The sequence below is a fragment of the Curtobacterium sp. VKM Ac-2884 genome (assembly GCF_015350945.1).
Classification (GTDB): domain Bacteria; phylum Actinomycetota; class Actinomycetes; order Actinomycetales; family Microbacteriaceae; genus Curtobacterium.
On the sequence record NZ_JADKSA010000001.1, the window covers coordinates 827,304 to 842,170 of the forward strand.

Sequence of the window (14,867 nt, forward strand, 5' to 3'; positions counted from 1 at the left end):
ATCAGGCATCGTCATCGAGGTACCGGAACCTCTGTCGCCGCCCGCGGAGTCGAACGGCGAACCACGACACCGGACCGACGAAGGGGACGAAGAGGACGACGAGAGCCCAGGCGAGCAAATGCCATCCCGTCGGTGACGCGGCTCTGATCAGCGACGCGAGAGCTGCAAGGGCGAGCAACAGCCCGAAGATGCAGACGCTCATCGCGGCGCCATCCAACGCTGTCGGGACGAGAGGGCTCACGCCCAGTCCTCCGTCGGATTCGACATTCTGTCCGTTCCTCTCCTCGGCGACAACACAACACGCGAAACATTGCCGTTCATACATCAGCACAGTAGCGTCGAAGTCATGGATGAGGCAATGGTGTTCGCGCTGGCTCTCGAGGTCGGTAGCGCCGTACTCCTGACCTGGCTGACCTGGAGAGCCGCGAACGGGTCGCTGGCTCGGAACGATCTCGCCGGCGTCCGGACTCGGATCACCATGTCCAGCGATGCGGCCTGGCGCATCGGGCATCATGCGGCACTGCGTCCCACCGTCATCAGCGGGACGATCACCGTGGCTTGGTGCATGGTCAGCATCGGTCTTGCGCCGCTCCGCCATCCGATCTCGGTCCTCGTGGCCGCAGGAGCGCTCGTCAGCGGCGCACTTCTGTCGATTCGAGTGGCGCACCGTGCCATCCGCCGAGCCTCACTCGAGGACTGATCGCGAAGTCGTCTCTCCCGGCGTATGCGGGCCACGCGCCGGACGAGAGGCGCGGTTCCAGCTGGCACCGCGCCTCCTGTCCAAACACGCGTTGCCGCGAAGCGTCAGGCGCACGGCGTTGACTACGGCCATGATCTCCAAGAGCCTCATCCATCAGGTCGAGAGCGCGACGGTCCGGGATCGCGACGGCGCGATGGTAGGCAAGGTGACGCAAGTGTTCCCCTCCGACGAGGACGGAAGCGCTGCCTACGTCAGCGTCGCTACGGGAATGCTCGGGAGGCACCAGGCGCTCGTCCCGGTCGAGGACGCCACCTTCGACGGCACGGATCTGCACGTCGGGTACACGAAGGACGCGATCAAGGGCGCGCCGTCCCTCGGGCCCGGACACACCTTGTCCCTCGCCGAGGAGAACGCCGTCCGCAAACACTTCGGGCTGTCTGCCGCTGGCGCAGCGACCGGGGACATGGGCGACCCGCACGAAAACCTCGATCAGGCAGGAACAGGGCCGGCAGGCGCGGACGACACCGAGGGCGCAGGGACGACGCCGCCGGCCTAACGGTGCCCCCGGAGGGGGCGGCATTCGCTGAGATTCCGTGCTCCCTGCAAGCGGACCTCGCCCCGTGCCAAAAGAAGTCTTGAGCCAAGCGTGCTCTGGCGTCTCAACAGACGATCGTTGAATGAGACGTGCGAACACGGTTGAGTAGGGGCATGCCAAAGACGTCGGTGTTCGAGCAGGTCCCGCGTGACGATTGGATCGCCGAGAACGCTCTGGTCTTCGCGATCCGTGACGCGCACCCGGTGTCGCCGGGGCATTCTCTCGTCATCCCGAAGCGCGCGATGGCGAGCTGGTTCGACGCGACTGCCGAGGAGGTTGTCGCCATGACCGAGCTGGTGGCCGTTGTGAAGCACCAACTCGATGAGAGTCACAGTCCTACTGGCTACAACGTCGGATTCAACGACGGTGTGGCGGCGGGCCAGACCATCTTCCACGCTCACATGCACGTCATGCCTCGCTTCGACGGGGATGTGATGTCGCCGGCGGGCGGAGTTCGTCACGCTGTCCTGGGCCGCGGGTACTACTGAATGAACGCTCGTGGGGCGTCCTGAGGCGGATCGGCTGACGGACGCTTTCGTTAGATTCGAAACATGCGAGCGACCAGAGCCGAGCGGCGGCTGCGCAACTTCCAGACCCTACTTCTCGTCGGCGCTCTTCTGGCAGCGCTCCTCGCAGCGCTGGTACTCGTGCTCGTCGGCGCCCCGCAAACGATCGCAATAGCAATCGGCCTCGTGGTGTACCTCGCCAGCTGGAGAGCGGTTCTCCGAGCTATCCGCCGTCGCAGAGATGCGCCAGAGGACACCGACGTCCGTTAGACGATCCCCTACTGAGACCGCCTGGGCAGCCGCAAGTAGATCGTCACGCGCCATCCAGCCGAAGCTGCCAGGACGAACATCAGAACGGCAAGCCAACTCGAACCGGTCGGCGACAGGATTTCGGCGAACCCGACGACTAAGCAGGCGATGCCCGCGACGAGTGCAGCAACCAGCGCGATGCGAGTACTTCGTCCGGCTCGTCGCTGCGTGTCGCTCATAACCATGAGCTGACTCGCTCACGCCCGTTGAGGGATCGGCTACCGGACAGGTGGCGCGTTCGTGAGCAGCGCGATTCCGAACACGAGCAAGCCCCATCCGACTTGGGCGAGGACTACCAAGAATGGAGCCCCGATCCCCGCAGCGGTCAGCGCCATGGCGAGCCACAAGAACGCGACGGCCCCAGTCGCCGCGGAAAGCGCGCCCATCGTAAGTGCCGCGCCCAGATGCGAAACATCCGACGACAGCGGCACCACCAACAGGCTGCACACCACGGCTCCGACGATCCCAGGCACGATGCACGACCAGAACGCCAACCCGACAGAGGCCCACTGGTCAGGTCCCGCTCCCGACCAATGCACCGGCACACGTGCAGGAACCATTTGCCAGTTCAGACGAACGATGCCAACGGCGGCCGGAGGCAGCCACGCGGGCACCGCCGCCATCACGAGCCCCGCTCGCACGCGCAAGCGCTGCTCCGGCCCTGTTACCCCCGCTGCCACCTTTGCAGGCTAAGCCCGCCGCGACCGCGACCGCGACCGGTAGGGAATCGACTACAGCGACGGGTCCACTTCCCCATCGACCAGCACTTCGTAATCCCATGCGGTCGCGAGCCCAGGTACTAATAGCAGCAGGATCAAACACGCTCGGATCAGATCGTCGGTGAGCAACAGGAGGAAGAACACGACGGTGCGTAGCCGGTCGACTTGAAGCTGAGCTCGGGCGGCGAGGCCGGGAAGCATGCGCCCTTCGTCGATCCGGCATCGGAAGGGTCCTCTTTGAAGGCCCTGCGTCCGCTCGGCATCAAACGGTTCGCAAACCTGCGAGGATGGCTCACATGAGTGATCGTATACCGGAGTTCACAGATTCGTACTCCGACGACATGCTGTTCCTGGCGTCGCTCCGACGCATCCTGCTGCGGCACCCGCTCGAGAACTTCATGCCGAGATTCCTAGACGCGACACTTGCCCGCCTGTACGCGGTGATGCTCGTCGGGAACGTAGAGAACGGCATCATGGAGGAGTTCCGGCGGACCGAGGACGAGGATCTGAGCACCTACCTAGGGGGCCAGGTCGACAATTCCACCAAGGTCGCTGCGCTCATGGAGTTCGTCCAACGTCGGAGCGTGTCATCGGTGGACACCTCCGTCTTCCAGGACTACCTGGCGATCAAGTACCTCCGGAATGGCATCATCCACTCGGATCAACGTCAAGGTGCGCAGGCGGACTACGTCACGTCGCGCGGCTTCCCTCTCGACAGTCGCGAACTGACGCAGGTACACCTCCGCCGCTTCGCAGAGGTGGACCACGCGATAACGATGTACCTCGGGTTGTCAAAAGTGCTAGCGGCGATGGGTGCCGTCGATCCCCTGAGTTCCGAAGCGCCCGTCTCGTTCGATGTCATTGCCCGGGACGACGCAGTGGAGAAGCCCTATACGTGGCGTGAGTTCGCACGGATGCACAGACGGAACTTGGAGAACGTCAGTGCGATTTGGCGGCGCTTCCGCGACGAGCGACCAGGAGTGCCCGTCGCAGAACTGATGCGAGCAGCTCGTCAATCCGACGCAGCGACTCTGCTGGAACTTCAGCGAGCAGGTGCATCGGCGGAGTACTCGTGGTCACAGCTCGTCGCCCTCGCTCCGGACGACGCCAAGCGACTCGTCGCGGACGACGCCGAGCGAAACGCATTGCTCAAGGGCATTCGAACAGCCGCAGAGAACAAGGCCTATCCGCTCGATCCACTGACGTCGGAAGTGTACATCGCGCTCCAAGCAGGTCTTCGGGCCGGTGAGCTGAAATCTGACCAGCTGCGGACCCTTTTTGGGGGTCCGTCGACGATGTCGGGCGCGGAACTCGTCGGGGTGTACGCGTTGGGAGGGACCGCATACGACCTGACCAGCGCAATCTCTGTTGACTGGATTGTCCCGGTCCTCCTGCAAGGTCCCTCCGACGGTGCGCTTAACGCTGCCGCCGCCTTCCTGGACCTCGTCGAGATCGGCCACACTTGGTATTCCGCGATCGAACATCACACGCGCTACGAATCGCATCGAATCGCCTCGATGCGGCTCGTCCTGGACGCCTCACGCGACGATCCAGACCGCGCATGAACGATCGATGCGCACGATTGTCGTCCTGGTCACAGTGCATCAGATCCCCGACCAGAGTGCCGCGCACTTCGAAGCGGCTAAGAAGGACGTAGTGACCCATCGGATGTCGCATCGGGACCTTGAAAGTGCGCACCTGATCGATCAGGTCCGGAACGGGCATGCTCGATCCCGCGGCACCTACGGTGTCCGAAGGGTGCATGCTGCGCTGTTCCTCGGGCAACGGCGCCGGATCGATCACGGCCGCCATGGGAACTGATGCGCTTGCCTCGGCTGCCCGATCCGGGAGTCGCGCCCCTGACTAGACGCGTCGATTCATTGCGACGCTCGCAAGGCGCTCGCCTTATTAGCCGTCCTGCTGGTCGATCTCCCGAGCAAGGCGCATGAGTTCGCGGTCCTCGGCTTCGTAGCCGGGCTTGCCGACGTTGCGGAATGGACTCCGGTCGGCTCCTGGAGGGTTGAACCTGTAGCCCGCGTTAGGCAGTACCTCGCCCGGTGTCCCCTCTTTCATCCCTCGAATCAGCTCATCTTGAAACTTACGAGCACCGGCATCGGGAAGCTCCAAAGAATCGAACCAACCTAGTTCCTCGTCGGTCATCGGGGGCAGGCCGGCCTCCCTTTCGTCCTGTCGCTTGCCCTCGATGTGCTCGCCCAAGCGAAGCTGCCAGCCAACTTGATGAACACGAGCGATGACCTCGCGCAGGGCAGCCTCATCTGCGACGTCAGGTGGAGCCATCACCTCGCCGGTCCTCCCGAGGTCGACGTAGAAGCCGCGTTGCTTTGAGTGGTCATGACGACGTGCCCACGAGTTGATGGTGCCGAGCAGGGAGGCGTTCATGTCTGGGTCGGGAGCTTCGGAGTCGAACCAATAGGGCTCCTCGACAAGGAAGTCGTGGACCGCCGCAAGCTTTTTCTCGTGGCTAGCCCAAAGCTCGTCCAGCCGCTCGCACCTGAACGTCTCGCCGTCGGCACTGAGTCCCATCTCGACGCGGCGCTTATGGATGGCGATTGCCTTCCCCGATTCCTCCAGGCCCAGAATCGCGAGCGATCGTGCGAGAGATGCATGATCAAGCTCCAGCACAGCGAGGGCCGTCGTCAGCAGCGTGTTCGCGTTCTCGAGCAAAGCATCTTGTAGCCGTACCACCTGTGCCGGAGTAAGGTCCGGAAGCCTCCGCACTGCCATGACCCAAGTTTGCAGTGCGGATGCGACGCCGCGCACTAGATCGCCGGTCCGCGAGCGGACCGGCCAGCACGACGGGCGTAGGCGCCGATGCAAACGTCCGATAGCCGGTCGGCCACCGGACAAACCGCTCCACGCTTCAGCAGGTAGATGAGTTCTGTCTCACATAGCCCGTCCGCGCTCCACTTCGTTGACGGGGGCGACATACGGACACAAGAACGCCCCGCCAGCCGAAGCCAGCGGGGCGTTCCCCGGTCGAGCGGAACCTAGAAGTCCCAGTCCTCATCCTCGGTCTTCTCCGCCTTGCCGATGACGTACGACGACCCCGACCCCGAGAAGAAGTCGTGGTTCTCGTCCGCGTTGGGCGAGAGCGCCGACAGGATCGCCGGGTTCACGTCCGTCGTCTCCTTGGGGAACATCGGCTCGTAGCCCAGGTTCATCAGCGCCTTGTTGGCGTTGTAGTGCAGGAACTTCTTGACGTCCTCGGTGAGCCCGACCTGGTCGTAGAGGTCCTGCGTGTACTGCACCTCGTTCTCGTAGAGCTCGAACAGCAGGTTGAACGTGTAGTCCTTGATCTCCTGCTTGCGCTCTTCGGAAGCGCCTTCGAGGCCCTTCTGGAACTTGTACCCGATGTAGTAACCGTGGACGGCTTCGTCGCGGATGATCAGGCGGATCAGGTCAGCGGTGTTGGTGAGCTTGGCGCGCGAGGACCAGTACATCGGCAGGTAGAAGCCGGAGTAGAACAGGAACGACTCGAGCAGCGTCGAGGCGACCTTGCGCTTCAGGGGGTCGTCACCGGTGTAGTAGTCGAGGACGATCTGGGCCTTCTTCTGCAGGTTCACGTTCTCGGTGGACCAGCGGAAGGCGTCGTCGATCTCGGGCGTCGAGGCCAGCGTCGAGAAGATCGACGAGTAGCTCTTCGCGTGGACCGACTCCATGAACGCGATGTTCGTGTAGACGGCTTCTTCGTGCGGGGTGATCGCGTCGGGGATGAGGCTGATCGCGCCGACGGTGCCCTGGATGGTGTCGAGCAGCGTCAGGCCGGTGAAGACCCGCATGGTGAGCTGCTGCTCTGCCGGCGTCAGCGTGTTCCACGACTGCACGTCGTTCGACAGCGGCACCTTCTCGGGGAGCCAGAAGTTGTTGACCAGCCGGTTCCAGACCTCGACGTCCTTGTCGTCCTGGATGCGGTTCCAGTTGATGGCACTGACCGAACTGATCAGCGGGATGGACTTGCCCGTGGCGTGGACCGGGTCGGTGAGGGTCATGGGATTGTCTTCCGGATTCGAGATGGTGATCTGATGACGGACTGGAGGCGCAGGGCGGGGCCCGCCCCGCGCCTCCAGGAAGAGAGCGGCAGCTCTACAGCATGCAGCTGACGCAGCCCTCGACCTCGGTGCCCTCGAGGGCGAGCTGGCGCAGACGGATGTAGTAGATCGTCTTGATGCCCTTGCGCCATGCGTAGATCTGGGCCTTGTTGATGTCACGCGTGGTGGCGGTGTCCTTGAAGAACAGCGTCAGGGACAGGCCCTGGTCCACGTGCTGCGTCGCCGCGGCGTACGTGTCGATGATCTTCTCGGCACCGATCTCGTACGCGTCCTGGTAGTAGTCCAGGTTGTCGTTCGTCATGAACGGCGCCGGGTAGTAGACGCGGCCGAGCTTGCCTTCCTTGCGGATCTCGATCTTCGACGCGATCGGGTGGATCGACGACGTCGAGTGGTTGATGTACGAGATCGAACCGGTCGGCGGGACGGCCTGCAGGTTCTGGTTGTAGATGCCGTGCTCCTGGACGGACGCCTTCAGCGCCTTCCAGTCCTCCTGCGTCGGGATCGTGATGTTCGCGTTGTCGAACAGCGAGGCGACACGAGCGGTCGCGGGGGTCCACGCCTGGTCGGTGTACTTGTCGAAGAACTCACCCGACGCGTACTTCGAGTCGCGGAACCCGTCGAAGGTCTCGCCGGTCTCGATCGCGATCTTGTTCGACGCACGAAGGGCGTGGAACAGCACCGTGTAGAAGTAGATGTTCGTGAAGTCGATGCCCTCTTCGGAGCCGTAGTAGACGCGCTCACGAGCGAGGTAGCCGTGCAGGTTCATCTGGCCGAGGCCGATGGCGTGCGACTTGTCGTTGCCGTCCTCGACGGAACGCACCGAGGCGATGTGCGACATCTGCGAGACCGAGGTCAGGCCGCGGATGGCCGTCTCGATGGTCTTGCCGAAGTCCGGCGAGTCCATCGTCAGCGCGATGTTCAGCGAGCCGAGGTTGCAGGAGATGTCCTTGCCGATCTCCTTGTAGGACAGGTCCTCGTTGAAGGTCGTCGGGGTGTTGACCTGCAGGATCTCCGAGCACAGGTTGGACATGTTGATCCGACCCTTGATCGGGTTGGCCTTGTTCACCGTGTCCTCGAACACGATGTACGGGTAGCCGGACTCGAACTGGATCTCGGCGATGGTCGTGAAGAAGTCACGCGCCTTGATCTTCGTCTTCTTGATGCGCGAGTCGTCGACCATCGCGCGGTAGTTCTCGGAGATCGGGACGTCGCCGAAGGGGACGCCGTAGACCTTCTCGACGTCGTACGGCGAGAACAGGTACATGTCCTCGTTGTTCTTCGCGAGCTCGAACGTGATGTCCGGCACGACGACGCCGAGGGACAGCGTCTTGATGCGGATCTTCTCGTCGGCGTTCTCGCGCTTGGTGTCGAGGAACTTCATGATGTCCGGGTGGTGGGCGCTGAGGTAGACCGCGCCGGCGCCCTGACGCGCACCGAGCTGGTTCGCGTAGGAGAAGGAGTCTTCCAGCAGCTTCATCACGGGGATGATGCCCGAGGACTGGTTCTCGATCTGCTTGATCGGGGCGCCGGCCTCGCGGATGTTGGAGAGCAGCAGGGCCACGCCGCCGCCGCGCTTCGAGAGCTGCAGCGACGAGTTGATCCCGCGCGAGATCGACTCCATGTTGTCTTCGATGCGGAGCAGGAAGCAGGAGACGAGTTCGCCGCGCTGGGCCTTCGCCGTGTTGAGGAACGTCGGGGTGGCGGGCTGGAAGCGGCCGGCGACGATCTCCTCGACGAGGTCGATCGCGAGCTGCTCGTTGCCCTGTGCCAGGCCGAGGGCGGTCATGACGACGCGGTCCTCGAAGCGCTCGAGGTAGCGCTTGCCGTCGAACGTCTTGAGCGTGTAGCTCGTGTAGTACTTGAACGCGCCGAGGAACGTCTGGAACCGGAACTTCTTCGAGTACGCCAGGTCGTTGAGTCGCTGGATGAAGTCCAGCGAGTACATGTCGATCGTCTCGCGCTCGTAGTACTCGTTCTCGACCAGGTAGTCGAGCCGCTCCTTCAGGTTGTGGAAGAAGACGGTGTTCTGGTTGACGTGCTGCAGGAAGAACTGCTTCGCGGCTTCCCGGTCCTTGTCGAACTGGATGTTGCCGTCCGCGTCGTAGAGGTTGAGCATCGCGTTGAGGGAGTGGTAGTCCATTCCCGTCTGCGGCGACGTCAGATCGACGTCTGCAACTGCTGCGTCCAAAATGCATCCAATCCTGTGTTGACCGCCGACACGTCGTCAGGGGTCCCGAAGAGTTCGAATCTGTAGAGAACGGGGACGTTGCACTTGCGCGCGATGACGTCCCCCGCCAGGCCGTAGGCCTCGCCGAAGTTCGTGTTGCCGCCGACGACCACACCGCGGATGAGGGAGCGGTTGTGCGCGTCGTTGAGGAACTTGATGACCTGCTTGGGGACCGCACCATCGCCGTTGCCGCCACCGTAGGTGGGCAGGAACAGGACGTAGGGCTCGTCCACGTGGAGGAAGGGTTCGCTCGGGTAGAGCGGGATCCGGTCCGCGTCACGGCCGAGCTTCTCGACGAAGCGCGCGGTGTACCCGGAAACGCTCGAGAAGTAGACCAATCGGCTCATGGCGCGCTCCTCGGTGGAAGGTGCGGACAGACGGACCGGGGGTGTCCTGTGGGCGGTGATCCGGGCCTCCTGAGCGGGTCCGGGGTGACCGCCCACAGGACGGGAGACGACTACGCCAGTTCGGCGCTGAGCGTCGCGATCTTGTCGGGGCGGAAGCCCGACCAGTGGTCGTCGTCCGTGACGACGACGGGGGCCTGCATGTAGCCCAGGCTCTTGACGTGCTCGAGGGCTGCCTCGTCGGTGGAGACGTCGTGCACTTCGTACTCGATGCCCTTGTTGTCGAGGGCCCGGTACGTCGCTGTGCACTGGACGCAGGACGGCTTGGTGTAGACGGTGACGGCCATGTTCTCCCCTGGTTTCTGGGCCTGATTCCAGGTCCGAAGTTCGTGTGCGGTGCTGAGGACGACGCTACTACATGTTGTGCCCGGCGGACCCGTCGACCACAAGAGAAAGTGTTACACGCCTGTAGTTTCCACAACCCGATCCACAGACTGTGGATTCCCGGAGGCCCGGTTTTCCGCCACTCTCGCACCCACCACCGACACTCTCCACAAGCTGTGGACGGAAGTTCTCGACACCTCCCGTCGGCGTGTCTGAGAACGGTGTCGACGAGGACCTCCTCCACACCTCCCCCGGACGGGTGACACCCCGATCCGTCCGGTCCGTACACTCGTCTCGTGAGCACGTACGGCCCCCTCCTGAAGACCCCCGGCGTGGGTCGTGTCATCGCTGCACAGCTCACCGCGCGCTTCCCGTTCGGGATGCTCTCGCTGGCCTACCTGCTGCACGTCGAGCACGTCTTCCACTCCTACGGCGCCGCCGGCCTGGTGCTCGCGACGACGAGTGTCGGGCAGGCGCTGGCGGGCCCGCTCACGAGCCGCTGGATGGGCAGCTGGGGCATGCGCCCCGTCCTCATCCTGACGAGCATCGTCGCGCTCGTGAGCATGGGGGTCATCGGGTTCGTGCTCATGCCGCTCTGGGGCTACGTGGTGGTCGGGTTCCTCGGCGGCCTCGCGGTCCCGCCCGTGCAGCCGGCGGTGCGCACCATCTACCCCAAGATGGTGACCTCGTCGCAGCTCACCCCCCTGTTCTCACTCGATGCCAGCGCCCAAGAACTGATCTGGGTCGCCGGACCGGTCATCACCACCTTCGTCGCGACCCAGGTCGGCACAGTCGAGGCGATCGTCGTCGCCATGGTCTTCCTGGTGGTCGGCGGCATCTGGTTCATCGCCTCACCCGAGCTCGGTCGCGTCCGCATCCCCCGCTCGAAGCGCGCGTTCGGCGTGGTGCTGAAGCGCCCGTCGGTCGTCGTCGCCACCCTGACCGGTCTGCTGCTGATCGGGGCGTGCGCGGCGGTCGAGGCCAGCGTCACCAGCGTCTTCGGCGAGGGCAGCCCGAACGCCGGCATCGTCCTGGCCGTCTTCGCGGTCGGGTCCCTGTTCGGCGGCCTGGCCTTCGGCCACCGTCCGATCTCCCCCAACACCCTGTGGACGCGCATGGCGATCGTCTTCGTCGGTCTCGCGCTCGCCCTGGGCGGCACGAACTTCTGGTGGCTCTGCATCGCCCTCGTGATCGCGGGCATCGGCATCGCGCCGGCACTCGCGGTGATGTTCGGCTCGGTCTCCGCCACCGTCAAGTTCTCCGACACCGCCGAGGCCTACGGCTGGATGGGCACCGGTCAGCTCATCGGTGCCGCCGGCGGGTCCGCGGTCGCCGGCTTCCTGATCGACAGCAGTGGCCCGGTGGGCGGCTTCACGGTCGGTGCGGTCATGGCCGGGGTGGGCGTCGTCGTCGCGCTCGGGGCCAAGCGCTGGCTGCCCGACCTGCGCGGCCGTGACGCCAGCCCCATCCCCGACACCGAGCCGGTGGTCCTGCCGACCTGAGCGCGGGCGCGCGGCGCGGGCTTTCGGCGTACCTGGCCGAATCGGGCGTACCTGGCCGAATCGGGCGTACCTGGCCGAATCGGGCGTACCTGGTCGGAAGTTCTGACCAGGTACGCCCGATTGCATTTGCCGTCGCGGCCGGTACACGGTTCTCCACAGATGGCCGGGAGGCCCGGCGCGCGCCCGCCACGCACCGGCAGGATGGGTGCATGGTCAGTTCACTTCCCCTGCGTGACGGCTCCGCGATCCCCGCGATCGGGTTCGGCGTCTACAAGGTCGACGACTCCGAGGCCGAGACGGCGGTCGGTCTCGCGCTCGACGCCGGCTACCGGCACGTCGACACGGCCGAGATGTACGGCAACGAGACCGGCGTCGGCAAGGCGGTCCGGGCCTCCGGGCTCGACCGTGACGACGTCTTCGTGACGACCAAGGTGTGGAACGACCACCAGGGTCGCGACGCGACCTTGCGTGCCTTCGACGGCAGCCTCGAGCGGCTGGGGCTCGACGCGGTCGACCTGTACCTGATCCACTGGCCGGCCGCGGCGAACGACCGCTACGTCGACACCTGGCGCGCGCTCGTCGAACTGCGCGACTCCGGCCGGGCACGGAGCATCGGGGTCTCGAACTTCCAGGTGCCGCACCTGCAGCGACTCATCGACGGGACGGGCGAGGTCCCGGCGCTCAACCAGGTCGAGCGGCACCCGTGGCTCCCGCAGCGCGAGCTCATGGAGTTCCACCAGCAGCACGACATCGTCACCGGAGCCTGGTCGCCGCTCGGTCGCGGTCGGCTGATCGACGAACCGATCCTCACCGGCATCGCTGACGCACACGGGGTGAGCGTCGCGCAGGTCCTCGTCCGGTGGAACGTGCAGCAAGGGGTCGTGGTGCTGCCGAAGTCGGTGACGCCGTCGCGGATCCGGTCGAACCTCGACGTCGACGGCTTCGTGCTCAGCGACGACGAGCTCGCGGCGATCGCCACGCTCGAGTCCGGGCAGCGGACGGGCTCGCACCCCGACGCGGTGTCGTGACGGTGGTGCCCTTGTGACGGTAGCGCCGTCGTGACGTGGCACCCTCGTGACGGCGTAGGTTCTTCGGGGTGAACGATCCTCAGCAGACCGCCCGTGCGCACCTCGGACCCGATGAGCACCTCTACTGGGCCGGCACGAGCGACCCGGCGAAGCTCTTCACGGGGCGGGACGGCTTCCTCATCCCGTTCTCCCTGCTGTGGACCGGCTTCGTCGCGTTCGCGGTCCTCGACGTCGTGCGGACCGGCTCCCTCGGCGTGGGAGCGATCATCCCGATCGTGTTCTCGATCGTCGGCGTACACCTGGTGGTCGGCCGCTTCTTCGTGAAGGCACACCGCAAGCGCACGACCGTGTACGCCGTCACCGACCGCCGCGCACTGATCATCGGCCCGAACACCACCCGCGAGGTCCCGGTCGGACGCACCGATCGCACCGTCACCTGGACCGGGGGCCGACGGCACTGTTCAGTGGAGTGGAACACCGGCGATCCGAGCGGAGTGGCGGCGTTCTTCGCCGGCGGAGCGACCGCCAAGATCTACGCGAACACCGGACTCGACGGGCTGTTCGGACCGCAGGTGTTCGCCTTCTGGGACGTCCGCGACGGCGAGGAACTCGTCCGCGAACTCGACCGCGTGGCGCGCTAGCCCCGGCGGTCCTCCTCCGACTGCCACGGCAGGTGCAGGTCGCCCGGCGCAGGCTCCACGTCGCCGGCGTCGTCCGCGCCGCCCGTTCCCGGTGCGGCGGTGATCTTGGACGTGTCGATGCCGTCCGCCTCGAGTTCGGCGTCGCTGCGCTGGTCGGTCTGCGACGCCTCGGTCTCCCGCTCGCTCGACGGGCTGTACGCAGTGTCGGTCGAGTCGGGATCCGGCGTCTCCGGGATGCTGTCGCTCATGACCCGGACGGTAGTCCGTGTGCCCCGAGTACCAGTTCGGTCACGGCGGTCGATCGGGCCGGACCCCGGCGGTACGCTCCCTGCCGTGGGGGAACGATGACACGGATGCGGACCGCGGCGAGCGCGGTCATCGGTACGGCGATGGTGGGGCTGCTGCTGACGGGCTGCACGGCGTTCGGCGGGGACGACACCCTGCCGAAGCCGACCCGACAGGCCACCGAGCGCACTGCGGAGCCGATCCCCGATCCGACGCTCACGACCGAGCAGGTCGACGGGGACACGGATGAGGTCGAGCAGGCCCTGCCCACGGGCACGGTCGCGGCGGAGACCGACGTCACGTCCCCGAGCGGTGACACGAGCATCCACGTGCGCATCGTGGCGAACGACACGGGTACGTTCACCGCGCAGCTGTCCGGCTACCGCACGACCACCCCGCAGCAGATGAGCCTGCAGTTCCGGCACCGGACCGCCAGCCCGCTCGACGGCGGTGACGCGTCGGCGCGGGACACGACCGAGTGGACCGCCGCCTCCGGGCCGCCGAAGACGGTGGTCATGCACGACGCCGGTGCACGACCGGACTACTTGCAGAGTGTCGTCCTCGTCCCTGCCTCGGTGCCGGACGAAGACCCGTCGAAGCGTCCGTGGGTCGGATCGGTGCTGGCCGCCGGCGCCCTGGACTGGAAGATCCCGAACCCCTACCCGGACCTGCGCATCACCGTCGGCAAGGACCGACCGGGGGCGTACGGCATCGTCACGGACGCCGACGGACGACCGGCTGACTACCTGGTGGCGCACGGCGACGAGCTGACCACGGTCGCGCAGCGGTTCGGCATCACGCCGGCCGAGGTGCAGTGGCTCAACCCGTACACGGAGACCCGCGCCGACGACTGGCTGCTCGAGGGCAGCACGCTGAACCTCGACCCTGCGCGCCGCTGACCTCGGCGCGGACGGCACTCGACCGTCCGTTACGCTCGACGGGCACCAGCCCCGACCAGGAGGTCCCCTCGTGACGATCGTCGCCGCAGCAGACGGCTCAGCCCTCGGCAACCCCGGCCCCGCCGGCTGGGCCTGGTACGTCGACGACGACCGCTGGGCCGCCGGTGGCTGGCCCCGGGCGACGAACAACATCGGCGAGCTCACGGCCGTCCTGCAGTTGCTCCGCGCGACGAAGGACTCCGGCGAGCCGCTGCACATCCTGTGCGACAGCCAGTACGCCATCAAGGCCTGCACCGAGTGGCTCGCCGGGTGGAAGCGGAAGAACTGGCGCAAGGCCGACGGCAAGCCGGTCATGAACGTCGAGATCATCAAGGAGCTCGACGCCGAGCTGCAGGGTCGCAAGGTCACGTTCGAGTGGGTCCGCGGGCACGTCGGCCACGAGATGAACGAGGCCGCCGACGTCCGTGCCCGTGGTGCGGCCACCGCCTACCAGAACCACACCGACGTGCCGCACGGTCCGGGCTGGCCCGGCGTCGAGGTCACCGAGCCGTCCGCACTGCCCGAGGCGACCCCGCCGGCCACGCTCTTCTGACCCGGCGACGCCTGGCCGGTGGCCGAGTCTCGGCCTGAGCGACTGATCTCGCGGCCGCTCGCCCGA

The 14,867-nt window shown here is 65.7% G+C and carries 17 protein-coding genes; 9 read left to right on the forward strand and 8 right to left on the reverse strand.

The features are described from left to right. Position 1: 1 nt before the first annotated feature. Positions 2–241, reverse strand: a complete 240-nt coding sequence (locus tag ITJ60_RS04105) for a PLDc N-terminal domain-containing protein (RefSeq protein ID WP_194647014.1) — start codon at positions 239–241, stop codon at positions 2–4. Positions 242–346: 105 nt separating this feature from the next. Here ITJ60_RS04105 and ITJ60_RS04110 point away from each other — a divergent pair, with 105 nt between their 5' ends. The 3 genes from ITJ60_RS04110 to ITJ60_RS04120 all read left to right on the forward strand — a co-directional run bounded on the left by ITJ60_RS04110 (position 347) and on the right by ITJ60_RS04120 (position 1,783). After that, positions 347–700, forward strand: a complete 354-nt coding sequence (locus ITJ60_RS04110; protein WP_194647015.1) for an SdpI family protein — start codon at positions 347–349, stop codon at positions 698–700. Between the two features lie 130 nt (positions 701–830). Beyond that, positions 831–1,256 carry a hypothetical protein gene (locus tag ITJ60_RS04115; protein ID WP_194647016.1) on the forward strand — a complete coding sequence of 142 codons (426 nt, stop codon included), beginning with the start codon at positions 831–833 and terminating at the stop codon, positions 1,254–1,256. A 152-nt stretch (positions 1,257–1,408) separates the two neighbouring features. Next, complete coding sequence (locus ITJ60_RS04120) at positions 1,409–1,783, forward strand: HIT family protein (RefSeq protein ID WP_123939369.1); 375 nt, start codon at positions 1,409–1,411, stop codon at positions 1,781–1,783. Positions 1,784–2,841: 1,058 nt separating this feature from the next. Here ITJ60_RS04120 and ITJ60_RS04125 read toward each other — a convergent pair. Beyond that, positions 2,842–3,030 carry a hypothetical protein gene (locus tag ITJ60_RS04125; RefSeq protein ID WP_194647017.1) on the reverse strand — a complete coding sequence of 63 codons (189 nt, stop codon included), beginning with the start codon at positions 3,028–3,030 and terminating at the stop codon, positions 2,842–2,844. A 95-nt stretch (positions 3,031–3,125) separates the two neighbouring features. Between ITJ60_RS04125 and ITJ60_RS04130 the strand changes: the two genes are divergently transcribed. Continuing rightward, a complete protein-coding gene (locus ITJ60_RS04130; RefSeq protein ID WP_194647018.1) occupies positions 3,126–4,394 on the forward strand; it encodes a hypothetical protein in 1,269 nt (422 codons plus the stop codon). A gap of 343 nt (positions 4,395–4,737) precedes the next feature. On the opposite strand, the gene ITJ60_RS04135 is transcribed toward ITJ60_RS04130, so the two are convergent. The 5 genes from ITJ60_RS04135 to nrdH all read right to left on the reverse strand — a co-directional run bounded on the left by ITJ60_RS04135 (position 4,738) and on the right by nrdH (position 9,817). After that, on the reverse strand, positions 4,738–5,574 hold the full coding sequence (locus ITJ60_RS04135; protein WP_228509703.1) for an AbiV family abortive infection protein: 837 nt from the start codon (positions 5,572–5,574) through the stop codon (positions 4,738–4,740). A 263-nt stretch (positions 5,575–5,837) separates the two neighbouring features. Further along, positions 5,838–6,839, reverse strand: a complete 1,002-nt coding sequence (nrdF, locus tag ITJ60_RS04140; protein ID WP_111086559.1) for a class 1b ribonucleoside-diphosphate reductase subunit beta — start codon at positions 6,837–6,839, stop codon at positions 5,838–5,840. Between the two features lie 94 nt (positions 6,840–6,933). Beyond that, positions 6,934–9,039, reverse strand: a complete 2,106-nt coding sequence (nrdE, locus tag ITJ60_RS04145) for a class 1b ribonucleoside-diphosphate reductase subunit alpha (RefSeq protein WP_194647020.1) — start codon at positions 9,037–9,039, stop codon at positions 6,934–6,936. Between the two features lie 17 nt (positions 9,040–9,056). Beyond that, positions 9,057–9,473, reverse strand: a complete 417-nt coding sequence (gene nrdI / locus ITJ60_RS04150) for a class Ib ribonucleoside-diphosphate reductase assembly flavoprotein NrdI (protein ID WP_194647021.1) — start codon at positions 9,471–9,473, stop codon at positions 9,057–9,059. Positions 9,474–9,583: 110 nt separating this feature from the next. After that, the gene (nrdH, locus tag ITJ60_RS04155) at positions 9,584–9,817 is read right to left on the reverse strand and encodes a glutaredoxin-like protein NrdH (protein ID WP_017886897.1); all 234 of its coding nucleotides are present in this window, start codon (positions 9,815–9,817) and stop codon (positions 9,584–9,586) included. 333 nt (positions 9,818–10,150) lie between these two features. On the opposite strand from nrdH, the gene ITJ60_RS04160 reads away from it, so the two are divergent. The 3 genes from ITJ60_RS04160 (at position 10,151) to ITJ60_RS04170 (ending at position 13,025) form a co-directional block, all read left to right on the forward strand. Next, positions 10,151–11,356, forward strand: a complete 1,206-nt coding sequence (locus tag ITJ60_RS04160) for an MFS transporter (RefSeq protein WP_123673613.1) — start codon at positions 10,151–10,153, stop codon at positions 11,354–11,356. Positions 11,357–11,565: 209 nt separating this feature from the next. After that, a complete protein-coding gene (locus ITJ60_RS04165; RefSeq protein WP_194647022.1) occupies positions 11,566–12,384 on the forward strand; it encodes an aldo/keto reductase in 819 nt (272 codons plus the stop codon). 68 nt (positions 12,385–12,452) lie between these two features. After that, complete coding sequence (locus tag ITJ60_RS04170; protein WP_194647023.1) at positions 12,453–13,025, forward strand: hypothetical protein; 573 nt, start codon at positions 12,453–12,455, stop codon at positions 13,023–13,025. Here ITJ60_RS04170 and ITJ60_RS04175 read toward each other — a convergent pair. Further along, a complete protein-coding gene (locus ITJ60_RS04175; RefSeq protein WP_123294958.1) occupies positions 13,022–13,273 on the reverse strand; it encodes a hypothetical protein in 252 nt (83 codons plus the stop codon). The two genes, ITJ60_RS04170 and ITJ60_RS04175, sit on opposite strands and share 4 nt — an antisense overlap. Before the next feature lie 105 nt (positions 13,274–13,378). Here ITJ60_RS04175 and ITJ60_RS04180 point away from each other — a divergent pair, with 105 nt between their 5' ends. Then, positions 13,379–14,209 (forward strand): LysM peptidoglycan-binding domain-containing protein, encoded by an 831-nt coding sequence (locus ITJ60_RS04180; protein ID WP_194647024.1) that lies wholly within the window; start codon positions 13,379–13,381, stop codon positions 14,207–14,209. A 70-nt stretch (positions 14,210–14,279) separates the two neighbouring features. After that, a complete protein-coding gene (locus tag ITJ60_RS04185) occupies positions 14,280–14,801 on the forward strand; it encodes a ribonuclease H family protein (RefSeq protein WP_123294960.1) in 522 nt (173 codons plus the stop codon). Positions 14,802–14,867: the final 66 nt, after the last annotated feature.

Coding starts and splice junctions, on each gene's coding strand:
- ITJ60_RS04110 (WP_194647015.1), top strand. CDS start 347: ATGGATGAGGCAATGGTGTTCGCGCTGGCTCTCGAGGTCGGTAGCGCC.
- ITJ60_RS04115 (WP_194647016.1), top strand. CDS start 831: ATGATCTCCAAGAGCCTCATCCATCAGGTCGAGAGCGCGACGGTCCGG.
- ITJ60_RS04120 (WP_123939369.1), top strand. CDS start 1,409: ATGCCAAAGACGTCGGTGTTCGAGCAGGTCCCGCGTGACGATTGGATC.
- ITJ60_RS04125 (WP_194647017.1), bottom strand. CDS start 3,030: ATGCTTCCCGGCCTCGCCGCCCGAGCTCAGCTTCAAGTCGACCGGCTA.
- ITJ60_RS04130 (WP_194647018.1), top strand. CDS start 3,126: ATGAGTGATCGTATACCGGAGTTCACAGATTCGTACTCCGACGACATG.
- ITJ60_RS04135 (WP_228509703.1), bottom strand. CDS start 5,574: ATGGCAGTGCGGAGGCTTCCGGACCTTACTCCGGCACAGGTGGTACGG.
- nrdF (WP_111086559.1), bottom strand. CDS start 6,839: ATGACCCTCACCGACCCGGTCCACGCCACGGGCAAGTCCATCCCGCTG.
- nrdE (WP_194647020.1), bottom strand. CDS start 9,039: ATGGACTACCACTCCCTCAACGCGATGCTCAACCTCTACGACGCGGAC.
- nrdI (WP_194647021.1), bottom strand. CDS start 9,473: ATGAGCCGATTGGTCTACTTCTCGAGCGTTTCCGGGTACACCGCGCGC.
- nrdH (WP_017886897.1), bottom strand. CDS start 9,817: ATGGCCGTCACCGTCTACACCAAGCCGTCCTGCGTCCAGTGCACAGCG.
- ITJ60_RS04165 (WP_194647022.1), top strand. CDS start 11,566: ATGGTCAGTTCACTTCCCCTGCGTGACGGCTCCGCGATCCCCGCGATC.
- ITJ60_RS04175 (WP_123294958.1), bottom strand. CDS start 13,273: ATGAGCGACAGCATCCCGGAGACGCCGGATCCCGACTCGACCGACACT.
- ITJ60_RS04180 (WP_194647024.1), top strand. CDS start 13,379: ATGCGGACCGCGGCGAGCGCGGTCATCGGTACGGCGATGGTGGGGCTG.